At 71.4% G+C, this 12,798-nt stretch carries 7 protein-coding genes and 1 pseudogene; 3 read left to right on the top strand and 5 right to left on the bottom strand.

What is annotated here, in order from left to right; genetic code table 11:
* Window positions 1-381 precede the first annotated feature (381 nt).
* Window positions 382-1,554: a hypothetical protein gene (locus tag ABT403_RS18380; protein ID WP_344153511.1), complete on the bottom strand. Its 1,173-nt coding sequence runs from the start codon at window positions 1,552-1,554 to the stop codon at window positions 382-384.
* A 473-nt stretch (window positions 1,555-2,027) separates the two neighbouring features.
* On the opposite strand from ABT403_RS18380, the gene ABT403_RS18375 reads away from it, so the two are divergent.
* Window positions 2,028-2,393 (top strand): DUF6009 family protein, encoded by a 366-nt coding sequence (locus ABT403_RS18375; RefSeq protein WP_344153513.1) that lies wholly within the window; start codon window positions 2,028-2,030, stop codon window positions 2,391-2,393.
* Window positions 2,394-2,529: 136 nt separating this feature from the next.
* Window positions 2,530-2,616 (top strand): annotated as a pseudogene (locus ABT403_RS39045) (glutamine synthetase); the annotation flags it as partial.
* Window positions 2,617-2,681: 65 nt separating this feature from the next.
* Here the strand turns inward: ABT403_RS39045 and ABT403_RS18370 are convergent.
* Together ABT403_RS18370 and ABT403_RS18365 are read right to left on the bottom strand one after the other, a co-directional pair.
* Window positions 2,682-4,760 (bottom strand): PIG-L family deacetylase, encoded by a 2,079-nt coding sequence (locus ABT403_RS18370; RefSeq protein WP_344153516.1) that lies wholly within the window; start codon window positions 4,758-4,760, stop codon window positions 2,682-2,684.
* Between the two features lie 341 nt (window positions 4,761-5,101).
* Window positions 5,102-7,549: a PIG-L family deacetylase gene (locus ABT403_RS18365; RefSeq protein ID WP_344153519.1), complete on the bottom strand. Its 2,448-nt coding sequence runs from the start codon at window positions 7,547-7,549 to the stop codon at window positions 5,102-5,104.
* A gap of 198 nt (window positions 7,550-7,747) precedes the next feature.
* On the opposite strand from ABT403_RS18365, the gene ABT403_RS18360 reads away from it, so the two are divergent.
* Window positions 7,748-10,735 (top strand): bifunctional [glutamine synthetase] adenylyltransferase/[glutamine synthetase]-adenylyl-L-tyrosine phosphorylase, encoded by a 2,988-nt coding sequence (locus ABT403_RS18360; RefSeq protein ID WP_344153522.1) that lies wholly within the window; start codon window positions 7,748-7,750, stop codon window positions 10,733-10,735.
* Here ABT403_RS18360 and ABT403_RS18355 read toward each other — a convergent pair whose 3' ends face one another.
* Entirely contained in the window at window positions 10,736-11,650 is a 915-nt protein-coding gene (locus tag ABT403_RS18355; RefSeq protein WP_344153525.1) for a phosphatase PAP2 family protein, read from the bottom strand. It abuts the gene before it with no gap.
* 102 nt (window positions 11,651-11,752) lie between these two features.
* The gene (locus tag ABT403_RS18350) at window positions 11,753-12,787 is read right to left on the bottom strand and encodes a LacI family DNA-binding transcriptional regulator (RefSeq protein WP_344153528.1); all 1,035 of its coding nucleotides are present in this window, start codon (window positions 12,785-12,787) and stop codon (window positions 11,753-11,755) included.
* Between the last annotated feature and the right edge of the window lie 11 nt (window positions 12,788-12,798).

Below are 12,798 nucleotides of genomic sequence, written 5' to 3'. Positions count from 1 at the left end.
GCGGCCATCAGCCTCGGACTCAAGCGAGGCCGCTGAGCCGCGACCCCGCAGACGCCGACGACGAGACCTGGATGGAGCGGGGCATCGAGCTCTCCCGCAAATGCCCGTCGGCGGAAGGTGCCTTCTCGGTCGGTGCCGCCATTTACAGCATTCTGGAGCCCTGCTCGGAATGCCGCTCCTACCCTTTCGCGTACCCCCAGCCGATCCTCTCCACTCCCCGATCCACCGCGTCGTCATTGCTTACTGTAGTGCGAGCCTTGCTTCCTCGTGGGGGACTGGGTGAGGACTGCTTCGTACATCTGGCGGCGAGGTTTTGTGGCCTCTCGACCTGGCAGACGCAGTGCTGGCGGCAAACGACCACCTCCTGCACAAGCGACGCCCTCACCGCCATTCCGTAGGGATATCGAAGGATTTGAAATCGCGAGACTGTGGGTTGAAGGAGCGCATGCGCTCGTCCGGTTCTACTGGTTCCTCGTTGCGTTCCATGACTTGGAGAAAAAGCTCTTTGTCTTCAGAGGTAACATCTTCGCTGGTGAGGTAATCTTTCGCCTGTCGCACACCGCCCCGTCTCAGGGCTTCTTTTAGCAGGGCGTCTGCTTGCCGCTTGTAGCCGAGTCGGTTCAGTTCCACCGCGACCGTCAAACCTTGAAACCCTCGATGGGCTGGGGTCCATTGTAGAATGGCAGGTGCTAGAGAAGCTTCATGCCCAATTTCTGTCAGAGCGACAGCGAACCCTACAAGCTTCTTGGTGGAGATCGGAGATCTACCCCGATTGTCTTCAATGGTCCAGGGTCTTAAATCGGCTTCGATTACTGCACAATAAAGGCGGGCGGATTCAGCGATCTCCGCATGCATGAAGGATGCGTGCATGATGGTCAGCACATCGCCAAGCTGGCCAGTTGCCGAGAAGAGCCTGACCAGCTCGGCACTCTCTGTCGCCCGCCGGGTGGCTGCGAACCGAGTCAGAATGTTTTCGCCAGACCATCGATACCTTTCTGTCAGTCGCATCTCCGAAACGAGATGGGGGATTCCTCTGGGTTCGAAGGTCTCCGCGAAGGAGTTTTTTACTTCTTTCGCGAAAGCCACCCATTGGCGTTCGTGTAGTGCGCCGAGGACTTTCAATACGCGATCGGGTGCGGCGTTGGTGCACAATTTTATTAGGGGGGCTGGGTCTCCCGTAGCGCTGGCAGCACGTAGCGCCTCGTTCACTGAGGTCGCGGGAGTGAAGGCGGCTGCGATGGTTTTCGGGTCGACTTGTGTGCGCATCCACAACTCGGTGAGTTGCCTACTCTCCTCTTTCGGGTCACCTGCGTGAGCTGCTAGTGAAGCGAAATATCTGGCCAGGCTATCTAGTTGCAGGGCGGTCGGAAGTCTCTTGCCCTGGAGGATGCTAGAGATCAAGTTCCTGTTCAGTGTCGCGTCGAATTCATCACTGTCTCGAATTTCCTCGCTGATCTTACGCAGCCCAGGAGGGCCTGCGAGGCGGTACAGCCTGTGCAAGGCAGTCAGTAGGTCGCGGTGTGGCCCTGCCGGGACAGCCTCTTGTCCCGGCATGTCAACGCTCCGTGCGCCGCGTGGCGGCATAGCAGCCCCCGATGGATCTGAGTGTCACTAAGTGGCACTAGGTGTCCCAAAGTGGCCAGTCTAGAGGGGAGAAGGGTGCTGAACAGCCTCTTCTGCCAGTCCGGTCGAGGTTGTGTCCCGAAGTCGCAAGGTGCCTCAAGTCGCGTTGCTCAATGGATGTGCGGGCCGCTTCTGCGGCTCGCGTTAGAGCAACGTCTATTGCGAAGGGCGGTGCGCATGGGTGTGCGCAAGGCGAAGCGGAGGACGTCCAAGGCCGGCAAAGGAAAGGCCTGGGAGCTGATGCTCAGTGCGATCGGAGGCATTTGCTCCGGATTGGTTAGAAGTGTCTTTGAATGGTTGAAGTGAGTCAGGCACTGGGCCCTCCCCGCTGGCTGAATCTGCTGTGTGAGCTGGCTGCGCTGGGGAGACTGCACCGCAGAGTGCCGTAGAGCCTGGGAGGGGCGTTGCAAGAAAAGGACGATGCGCTGGCGCATGAAGAGCAGATCGTATGGACTGAGGAGATCCATCATTTCGACTATGTCCGGCAGTCTGTGCACCTGGCGTCCTCGACACGGAGGGGGCCCGTGGCTTGGAGGGTGGGCCGGCGCGTGGGCTACGCCGTTCTCAGGGACCACGCGCCGAGCGGCGCCGTGCCGGGCAAGTTCGTCCGGCGGGTGTTCTGGGTGAAGGCGCACGATCGCTCCGAGCAGCCGCGCGGTATCTACCGCACCTCGGCTCCGAGCGGGGCTGTGGACCCGCGGACCGTTGCGCCCGGTGTCTGGGGTGAGCTGACAGAGCGGGCTTGGGGACGGCCGCTACCTGCTGAGTAGGCAAGATCAGGCGGGCATGGTCTGGGCCGTCGGAGGGCGGCCCATGGAGACCAGCGTCGACCGACAATGACGTCTATGACGCTCCCGGGTGCAGGTCAGACGGCGTGAGGCGTAGGTATGTGGAGCCGGGCACGAGTTCCTCCGCAACAAGAAGCAGGAGTGGGAGGAGTACCGCTCGGAGGTCACCGCCTTCGAACTCCGCAAGAACCTCCCCGTGCTGTAGGCCCCTGCCGGCATGACCGCGGCCCCGCCCCCGATGAGGGGGCGGGGCCGTCGGCGTCGGCGGGCTCAGGTGGGCGGGGTCGGGGGGATTGCCGGGTGCCAGGTGGGGGTCGGGGTGGTGGGGTGGGGGGTGGCCGTGTGGAGGTGGGCGTCCAGGCCCAGGGCCGCCGTGGTGGGGGTGCCCGTGCTGTCGAGGGCCGCCGCGGGGGCGCCCGCGAAGAGCATGCGGGACTCCGTCCACGCCGGGGGGCCGCCCAGGGTGGTCGTGGCGGCCGTGCCCGCTTCGGCGCGGCCCGTCAGGAGGCGGCCCGCGACGCCGATCGCGCCGTAGCCCGCCCGGCCGCCGGACTCCGAGACGCTGGAGACCTGCGGGGCGCCGGGGCCGGCGGTGATCAGGGCGCTGCGGACCACGCCGGAGTCGGGGCGGCGGAAGTAGAGGCGGACGCCCGCGCCGTCCCGGGCCGCCGTGAGGGGGACCGTGGTGGCGGGCAGGCCCGTGGGGTGGGGGCCGGAGAGGGGGGCGTTCGGGGCGGGCTGGGTCCAGGCCAGGACGGAAGTGGCGGTGGTGGCGTAGACGTGGCGGCGGCCCGCGGAGTCCGTGAGGGCCACCGGGTCGCTCTGGAGGTCCTCGCCGCCCAGCTTCTGCCAGTCGGTGAAGGCCCCCGAGGGCTGCTGGACGCGGGCGCGCAGGGTGCGCCGGGTGTCGCGGAGGTAGACGGTGAGGCGGCCCGCGGGGTCGACGGCGGCCGCGGGGGCGCTGATGGCGGAGGTGCCGGGTTCGTCGCCGGGTTCGGGGGTGCCGAGGGACTGCCAGGGGCCGAACGGGCCGTCGGGGCCGGTCTGGACGGCGTACACCACCTCGCGCCGGTAGTCGGCGGGCCGGGGCCCGAGGACGGTGCGGGTGGCGAGGACCACGATCCGGCCGTCGGGCAGGCGGGCTGTGGTGGCGCCGGAGTCGATGCCGGTGCCGGGGAGCAGGGCGGGGCCGGTCCAGGTGCCGGAGCGGTCGCGGGTCCAGACGGCCATGCGGCCGTCGAGCGCGGCGAAGGCCCAGAGCCGGCCGGGGGTGCCCTCGGTGAGCCAGGAGGCGTTGTCGGCGCGGGCGTAGCGCAGGGACTGGGCCCAGTTGCGGCCGGTGGGGCTGCCGGCCACCTTGCGGTCGCCGCAGCCGTCGGGGGAGCCGCAGTAGTCGGCGTGGTCCTGCCAGGCGTACGTCTTGAGGTAGCCGATCTTCGTCTCGGCGGTCTGCGGGTCCAGGGCGTGGGGGAGGTTGCCGTTGTGGTAGCCGAGGTAGTTCTGCACGGAGAACCGGGGCCGGTCGGTGACCCGTTCCGCGTACGCGGCGGTGGCGGCCTGTACGAAGCGGGCCCCGTACATGTGGTCCTGGTGGTCGGTGTACTTGCCGGTGGTCGGGTAGCGGTTCGGCGTCGGGTCCTGCATCCGTATCGTCGTCGGCCTGTACCGCTCCAGGATGCCCGATATGGACTGGATCAGCTGGTCCCTGGTGTACGAGAACGGCTGCTTGACCGGGGTCCCGGTGGTGAGCTGGGCGCCCAGCGCCGGTATCTGCCCGTTCCACAGGCCGCGCAGGCTGTCCGGGTTCTCGGCGGCGGGGTTGCGGGCCTCGCGCAGCTGGAGCCAGACCAGGTTGACCTGGGGCCGGGCGACGAGGACGTCGAGCTCGGCCTGGCCGCCGCCGGCGGTGGGTATGACCGTGCGCTTCCACGCGCTCGTGCGGTCGCCGGTGGCCATCTGGGCGTAGGCGGAGCGTATGCCGTTCTGCCGGGCCTCCGCGTAGCGGGCGCGGTCGGCGGGCTGCTGCGGGTCCTTGGCCTGGCCGCCGTTGGCCTCGTTGCGGCCGTCGGCCTCGCCGGAGGTGAGGTAGACGGTGGTGACGGGGAGCCCGGTCAGCAGGGTGCGGCTGAGGTCGGGGTTCATGAAGAACAGGTCGTCGTCCGGGTGGGCGACGACCTGGACGACCGTGCCAGAGGTGACGCTGGCGGGGAGGAGGGCGGAGGGGTCCTTGCCCTGGGTGGCCTCGGCCGCCGTCTGCTGGCCGGAGGCGATGGAGAGCACGCCGGAGGCGCCCAGGGTGAGCATGGGCACGACGGCCGCAAGGAGGAAGCGGCGGCGGGATACGGGCATCGGTTACGCCTTGAGGTCGTTCCGGACGGGAAGAACCGCTGTGCAGTCACTGAGAGGCGAAATCGGGCGAGTTGGTTCACCGATTTCACCGATGACGCGCGTTTTCCGAAAACGACCGGGTGTGATTGTGCACGCCGGCGGCGCCGGTGTGCGCCCCCGCCCGGATCGTGGACGCGTCCCGCCCCCGGGAGGGGTAAGGATGGTCCTGGTGTGGGGTGTTGGAGCTGGTGTGGCACGGATGGTGTCTGTCCAGCCGATGTGCCGCCTATGCGTGGGTGGAGCGGAATCGCCGGGTCGTGTGACGGGGCCGCTTCACGGGGTCGCGTGACGGCGGGGCCGTGTCAGGGGCCCGTGTTGCGCGGACCCACCGGCTGCCACGGCGCGAGGTAGGCGTCGGGTTCGTCGGCCGCCGAGGTGACGTACAGCCGCGCGTCCAGGCCCACCACCGCCAGGCTGACCAGGTTCCGGCCGGTCATGGTGCTGGACGGGGCGCCCACGAACATCAGCGGCGAGCGCTGCCAGGGCTGCCCCTCGCCGAGGTCCGAGCCGAGCAGCCCGCCCGCCGAGCGGCCGGCGAGGAGGTGCCCGGTCGCCGTCACCGAGCCGAAGCCCTGGAGTCCGCCGAGGTCGGTGAGGCCGGTGGCCTTCAGGCCCTCCTCGTCCGTCATCAGGGCGGTGCGGACGTTGCCGGAGCCGGGCTTGCGGAACCAGACCCGTACGCCGCCCTCGCGGCCCTCCGCCGTGAGCGGGAGGGTGGTCTCGGGCAGGCCGGTGGGGGTGGCCGGGCCCAGGGGGGCGCCGGGTCCGGGCTGGAGCCAGCCCGTCACCGACCGGGTGGTGGCGGCGAAGACCATCCGCCGCCCGGCGCCGTCGGTGGCGGTGACCGGGGCGCCGTGCAGGTCGGTGCCGCCGTGGGCCTCCCACGGGCCCCAGGTGCCGTCCGGGCCCTGGACGCGGCCGCGCAGGGTGGAGGCGCCGTCGCGGACGTACACGGCGAGGGCGCCGGTGCCGTCGGCGGACACGGCGGGGGCGCTGATGTCGGAGGTCCAGTCGGCGTCGGAGACCTCGGGGGTGCCGAGCGAGTCCCAGGGGCCGAACTCCTCGGAGCCGGGGGCCCGCTGGACGGCGTAGACGACCTCGCGCCGGTAGTCGGCGGGCTTGTCGCCGAAGGAGGTGCGGGTGCCGAAGGCGGCTATCCGGCCGTCCTTCAGGGTGACGGTGGATATGCCCTGGTCCATCCCGGTTCCGGGGAGGAGGCGGGGGCCGCTCCAGCGGCCTATGAGGCCGCTGCGGTGCCAGAGGGCGACCTGCCCGTCGAGGACCTTGAAGGCCCACAGGCCGTGTTCGGCGTCGGAGGTCAGCCAGGAGGTGCCGGTGCCGCGCGCGTAGTTGATGGACTGGGTCCAGCCGTTGCCCGAGGGGTGTTCGGCGACCTTGAGGTCCCCGCAGCCGGCCTCGCTGCCGCAGTGGTTCTCCTTGTCCAGCCAGGCGTACGTGTCCAGGATGTCCAGCTTCTCCTTGGCCTCGTCCGGGCCGAGGGCGCGGGGCAGGGAGCCGTTGAAGTAGCCGACGTAGTTCTGGACGGCGAAGTGCGGGCGCTCCTTGAACCGCTCCGCGTAGTCGGCGGCGGCCATCTGTACGAACCGGGCGCCGTAGAAGTGGTCCTGGTGGTCGGTGTAGCGCTTGGCGGCGTCGTGGAAGCGGCCGGGGGTCGGGTCCTGGGTGCGGATGGTGGTGGGCCGGTACCGCTCCAGGATGCCGACGATCGTCTGGACGACCTGTTCCTTGGTGTACGAGAACCCCTGCCGGACGGGGCTGCCGGAGGCGAGCACCGACTCCAGCCGGGGCACCCTTCCGTCCCACAGGCCGTGGAGGCTGTCGGGTACGTCCTGGTAGACGTTGCCCGCTTCGCGCAGCTGGAGCCAGACCAGGTTGATCTGGGGCCGGGCGACGAGGACGTCGACCTCGGCGTGGCCGCCGCCCTTGGTCGGGATGACGCTGCGCTTCCAGGCGCTGCTGCGGTCGCCGGTGGCCATCTTGGCGTAGGCGGCGCGGATGCCGTTCTGCCGGGCTTCGGCGTAGGCGGGCTTGTCGGGCGGGGTGGAGGCGGCCTTGCCGGTGCCGGCGTTGACGCCGTCGGCCTCGCCGGAGGTCAGGTAGACGGAGGTCACCGGGTGGCCGGCGGTGATGGAGTAGGCGAGGTCGGGGTTCATGAAGTACAGGTCGTCGTCGGGGTGGGCGACGATCTGGAGCGCCCGGCCGGGGTCGGGGGCGTCCGCGGCGGTGGCGGTGGTGGCCCTGGAATCGGGCGCGGTGGGCGCGTCGAGGCCGGCGAGGGCCTCGTTCCCGCGCAGGACGAGCATGCCGCCGGCGGCGGTGGCGGCGAGGAGGGCGACGGCCTTGACGACCGCGCGTGCGCGCGGGTGCCCGACGTGGTCGCGTCCGTGCGGGACGGCTGCGCCGCGCTCGTGGGGGGCGGCGGGCGTTTCGTCGTGCCGGGCGGCCGTGTTGTGGTCGGGGCGGGCGGTGGCTTCGCCGTCATGCCGGGCGGCACCGTCGCGGCCGTGGCTCACGGGCACGTCGCCGTCGTGGAGCGCGACCGCGGCGTCCTCGTGCCGTACGGTCGTCCCGTGGCCGGGCCGTACGGTCGCCGTACCGGTCGGCCGTTTCGGCGCGGCACCGCTCGGCCGGGTGGTCGTGGGGGCCTCGGGGGACGTTCCAGGTGCGGTCGGGGCGGGCTCGGACGCGGACGCGGGGGCAGGGCGCGAGGACGGGGGTCCGTCGGACATGGGGCTCCTCGCGGCCGGTCGGGCGGGGACCGGGCCCCTGTGACGCAGAGATCTAGAGAGCTATAAGTAAGCAGATAATCCGATAATCCGCCTCATGATATAGGCCACGGCGCCCGGTGAGTCGAACGCCTGCTCCGGCTAGGCTCGCTCCCGGAGAGGACCGGACCACCGGCGGCGACAGACTCGGGAGGCGGCGGGATGACAGTCCCGGGGCGCAGGAGCAGTACCTTCATCCGGCTGCTGCGGAGCGGGTTCACCGACCCCACCACCGCGGCCCGGCTCCTCGACGCCGAAGCACTGGCCGCCGTACGCGCCGACCCGGTGCTCCTCGACGCCCTCGGCGCCACCGCCGACCCCGACCTCGCCCTCCTCGGCCTCGTCCGCCTCGCCGAGGCCCAGCCGGCCGAGGACCTCCCCCTCCTCCTCGACACCCTCGTCAGCGCCAAGCCCCTGCGCGACCGCCTCCTCGGTGTGCTCGGCGCCTCCGAGGCCCTCGCCGACCACCTCGCCCGCCACCCCCGCGACTGGCAGGCCCTGGTCACCTACGAGGCCGCCGACCTGCACCCGGGCCTGCCCGAGTTCGAAGCGGGCCTCGCCGACGCCCACGACCCCGTCGCCCTGCGCGTCGCCTACCGCCGCTGCCTGCTCTCCATCGCCGCCCGCGACGTCTGCGCGACCATAGACGTCGCCCAGACCGCCGCCGAGCTCGCCGACCTCGCCACCGCCACCCTCCGCGCCGCCCTGCGCATCGCCTCGGCGGCCGCCCCCCAGGACGCCGACGCCTGCCGCCTCGCCGTCATCGCCATGGGCAAGTGCGGCGGCAACGAACTCAACTACGTCTCCGACGTGGACGTGATCTTCGTCGGCGAGGCCGCGCCCGGCACCGACGAGGGCAAGGGCATCCAGGCCGCCACCCGCCTCGCCTCCCACCTCATGCGGATCTGCTCCGAGACCACCGTCGAGGGCACCATCTGGCCCGTCGACGCCAACCTCCGCCCCGAGGGCCGCAACGGCCCCCTGGTCCGCACCCTCGCCTCCCACCTGGCCTACTACCAGCGCTGGGCCAAGACCTGGGAGTTCCAGGCCCTGCTCAAGGCCCGCGCCGTCGCCGGCGACCCCGAACTCGGCGCCCAGTACGTCGAGGCCATAACGCCGCTCGTCTGGCAGGCCGCCGAACGCGAGAACTTCGTCGCCGACGTCCAGAAGATGCGCCGCCGCGTCGTCGACAACATCCCCGCCTCCCAGATCGACCGCGAACTCAAGCTCGGCCCCGGCGGCCTGCGCGACGTCGAGTTCGCCGTCCAGCTCCTCCAGCTCGTCCACGGCCGCAGCGACACCACCCTGCGCTCCGGCACCACCCTCGACGCCCTCCACGCCCTCGCCGCCGGCGGCTACGTCGGCCGTGCCGACGCCGCCCAGCTCCACGACGCGTACCGGTTCCTGCGCGCCATGGAGCACCGCATCCAGCTCTACCGGCTGCGCCGCACCCACCTCGTCCCCGAGGACGAGGCCGACCTGCGCCGCCTCGGCCGCTCCATGGGCCTGCGCACCGAACCCGTCGCCGGACTCAACAAGGCCTGGCGCCGGCACGCCTCCGTCGTCCGCCGCCTCCACGAGAAGCTCTTCTACCGGCCCCTCCTCGACGCCGTCGCCCAGCTCGCCCCCGGCGAGACCCGGCTCTCCCCGGCCGCCGCCGGCCAGCGCCTCGAAGCCCTCGGCTACGCCGACCCCGCCTCCGCCCTGCGCCACCTCGAAGCCCTCGCCTCCGGAGTCAGCCGCAAGGCCGCCATCCAGCGCACCCTGCTGCCCGTCCTCCTCGGCTGGTTCGCCGACTCCGCCGACCCGGACGCCGGACTCCTCGGCTTCCGCAAGGTCTCCGACGCCCTCGGCAAGACCCCCTGGTACCTGCGCCTGCTCCGCGACGAGGGCGCCGCCGCCGAGAACCTCGCCCGCGTCCTGTCCGCCGGCCGGCTCGCCCCCGACCTGCTCATGCGCGCCCCCGAGGCCGTCGCCCTCCTCGGCGACCCCGAAGGCCTCCAGCCCCGTACGGCCGAGGCCCTCGAACAGGAGGTGCTCGCCGCCGTCGGCCGCGCCGACAGCGGGGAAGCCGCCGTCGCCGCCGCCCGCGGGGTCCGCCGCCGCGAGCTCTTCCGCACCGCCGCCGCCGACATCATCGCCTCCTACGGCACCGAGGAGAACCCCGCCGAGAAGGACTGCGGGGCCCTCGTCGACCGGGTCGGCGACGCCGTCTCCGAGCTCACCGCCGCCACCATCGCCGGAGCCCTGCGCGCCGCCGTGCGCGACCACTGGGGCGAGACCCTCCCCACCCGCTTCGCCGTCATCGGCGTCGGCCGCTTCGGCGGACACGAGCTCGGCTACGGCTCCGACGCCGACGTCCTCTTCGTCCACGACCCCCGCGAGGGCGTCGACGAACAGGAGGCCGCCAAGGCCGCCCAGACCGTCATCGCCGAGATGCGCAGGCTCCTTCAGCTGCCCACCGCCGACCCGCCGCTCATCATCGACGCCGACCTGCGCCCCGAAGGCCGCTCCGGCCCCCTCGTGCGCACCCTGGCCTCCTACGCCGCCTACTACCGGCGCTGGTCCCTGACCTGGGAGAGCCAGGCCCTGCTGCGCGCCGAACCCGTCGCGGGCGACTTCGACCTGGGACGCACCTTCATCGACCTGATCGACCCGCTGCGCTACCCCGCCGAAGGCCTCGGCGAGGACGCCGTCCGCGAGATCCGCCGGCTCAAGGCGCGCATGGAGGCCGAACGCCTCCCGCGCGGCGCCGACCCCACCCTGCACACCAAGCTCGGCCGGGGCGGACTCAGCGACGTCGAGTGGACCGTCCAGCTCCTCCAGATGCGGCACGCCTGGGCCGAACCGGGCCTGCGCACCACCCGCACCCGCCAGGCCCTGGCCGCCGCCCACGCCGCCGGACTGATCCCGACCGAGGAGGCCCAGATCCTCGACGAGGCCTGGGTGCTGGCGACCCGGGTCCGCAACGCCGTGATGCTGGTGCGCGGCCGCGCCGGGGACACCTTCCCCACCGACGCGCGGGAGCTGGCGGCCGTCGGCCGCTACCTCGGCTACCCGGAGGGAAGGGTCGGCGAGATGCTGGACGACTACCGCCGCACCACCCGCCGCGCCCGCGCGGTCGTCGACGACCTCTTCTACGGGGCCTGACTACCGGCGGAAGCGGTTCAGCACCGCCGCCGTCGCCGGATGCGGGGAGGTCTCCAGGGGGCTGCGGGGCAGGCGGTGCGGGAGCGCGCCGTACCAGGTGCGGGAGACCGTGTAGCCGAAGACCAGGCAGAGCATGCCGCCCAGGGCGTCCAGCCAGAAGTGGTTCGCCGTGGACACGATGACGACCAGCGTCGCCGCCGGGTACAGCAGGCCCAGGATCCGGGCCCAGGGGGCCGAGGCGACCGCGAAGATCGTCAGGCCGCACCAGAGCGACCACCCTATGTGCATGGAGGGCATCGCCGCGTACTGGTTCGACATGTGCTTGAGGTTCCCCGAGGCCATCGAGCCCCAGGTGTGGTGCACCAGCACGGTGTCGACGAAATGCCCCCCGTTCATCAGCCGGGGCGGCGCGAGCGGGAAGAAGAAGTAGCCGAGCAGGGCGACGCCCGTGGTGGCGAACAGCACGAGGCGGGTGGCCGCGTAACGGCCCGGATGGAAACGGTAGATCCACACCAGCACGCCGATGGTCACGATGAAGTGGAGCGTGGCGTAGTAGTAGTTCATGCCCACGATCAGCCACGTCACCGAGTTGACGGCGTGGTTGACGGAGTGCTCCACGGCGATCCCGAGCCCCTGCTCCAGGCTCCAGATCCAGTCGGCGTTCGCGAGGGCGGCCGCCTTCTGCTCGGGGACCGCGTTGCGGATCAGCGAGTACGTCCAGTAGCTGATGCCGATCAGCAGGACCTCGAACCAGATCCGCGGCCGGCGCGGCGCCCGCAGCCGGGTGAGGAGCGAGCGCTCCCGCCCCGCACGGGCTTCGCCCCCGGAGGCCGTGGGTGCCGAGGCGTCCGTGCTGGGGGTGCCCCCGGCAGCGGCCGGGGGAGTTTCCAGTGTCTTCACGCTCGCTTCACCCATGGGGAGAGAGTCTGCCAGATGCGTCCTCGCCTCCGATCATCCCTCCGGACGGTCTTCCGCGCCCGTGCTCCGCCCTGCGGAGGACACCGTCCCGGAGACCCGTTACCCTGCCCCGCGCCGCTGACCGGGACCCGACGCCGTCGACCCGCGCACCACCAGCTCCGGCAGGAACACGAACTCGCTGTGCGGGGCCGGGGTGCCGCCGATCTCCTCCAGCAGGGTCCGCACCGCCGCCTGCCCCATGGCCTGCACGGGCTGGCGGATCGTCGTCAGCGGCGGATCGGTGAACGCTATGAGCGGGGAGTCGTCGAAGCCCACCACGGAGACGTCCTGCGGCACCCGCAGCCCCTGCTGGCGCGCCGCCCGGATCGCGCCCAGCGCCATCATGTCGCTGGCGCAGACGACGGCCGTGCAGCCCCGCCCGATGAGCGCCGCCGCGGCCGCCTGACCACCCTCCAGGGTGTACAGGGAGTGCTGGATCAGCTCCTCCGTCTCGGCCTCACCGAGCCCGAGCCGCTCCCGCATCGCGAGCCGGAAGCCCTCGATCTTCCTCAGCACCGGCACGAACCGCTTCGGCCCCACCGCGAGCCCGATCCGGGTGTGCCCCAGCGCCGTCAGGTGGGTCACCGCGAGCTGCATGGCGGCCCGGTCGTCGGGGGAGACGAAGGGGGCCCGCACCTTGTCGGAGAAGCCGTTGATCAGGACGTACGGGACGCCCTGCGCGCGCAGCTGGTCGTAGCGGCCCATGTCGGCGGTGGTGTCGGCGTGCAGCCCGGAGACGAAGATGATCCCGGAGACGCCCCGGTCCACCAGCATCTCGGTCAGCTCGTCCTCGGTGGACCCGCCGGGCGTCTGCGTGGCCAGCACCGGCGTGTACCCCTGCCGGGTCAGCGCCTGCCCGATGACCTGCGCGAGCGCCGGGAAGATCGGGTTGTCCAGCTCCGGGGTTATCAGCCCGACCAGACCGGCACTGCGCTGCCGCAGCCGTACGGGCCGCTCGTAGCCGAGCACGTCGAGCGCGGCCAGCACGGACTCACGGGTGCCTGCGGCCACACCGGGCTTGCCGTTGAGCACGCGGCTGACTGTGGCTTCGCTGACCCCCGCCTGGGCTGCGATGTCGGCAAGCCGTGCGGTCACGGAGTTGGACT

Origin of the sequence: Streptomyces sp. NPDC000075 (assembly GCF_040301925.1) — a bacterium.
GTDB classification, from domain to species: Bacteria; Actinomycetota; Actinomycetes; order Streptomycetales; family Streptomycetaceae; genus Streptomyces; species Streptomyces polychromogenes.
Note: the sequence above shows the minus strand (reverse complement) of the source record. Positions and strands in the feature narration are given on the sequence as shown.